1 protein-coding gene is annotated in these 391 nt (G+C 58.8%); it reads right to left on the reverse strand.

Going from position 1 to position 391, the window contains the following annotated elements; all coding sequences use genetic code 11:
• Positions 1 to 256, reverse strand: a 256-nt coding sequence (locus tag M511_RS19060; RefSeq protein WP_139824522.1) for a transposase, incomplete at its 3' end; no start/stop codon positions are given.
• Between the last annotated feature and the right edge of the window lie 135 nt (positions 257 to 391).

Raw genomic sequence — 391 nt, forward strand, 5'->3', positions numbered from 1 at the left:
CACCGTGCTTGGCGGCCAGCCCCGCCATCATCTTCGCGAAGATGCCTTTGTCGCTCCAACGCTTCCAGCGGTTGTAGAGCGTCTTATGTGGGCCGTACGCACTTGGTGCGTCGCGCCACCTTAAACCATTGCGATTGACGAAGATAATGCCACTCAGCACGCGTCGATCGTCAACGCGAGGTTTGCCATGGGACTTCGGGAAGAAGGGCTCCAGGCGCGCCATCTGCGCATCCGTCAGCCAGAAAAGATCAGACATGTTCACCGCTCGATTTTCGAACCGTGAATCACGCCGACAAGCGTAAATCAATGGGTCCTGACCCTAGGGCATAGCGGAGTGCGTCGCAGTAATGGTTGTTTCGATCCACGCCCCCGCGAAGGGGGCGACCGTGCG

Source organism: Paracoccus sp. J56 (genome assembly GCF_019633685.1).
Lineage (GTDB): Bacteria > Pseudomonadota > Alphaproteobacteria > Rhodobacterales > Rhodobacteraceae > Paracoccus > Paracoccus kondratievae.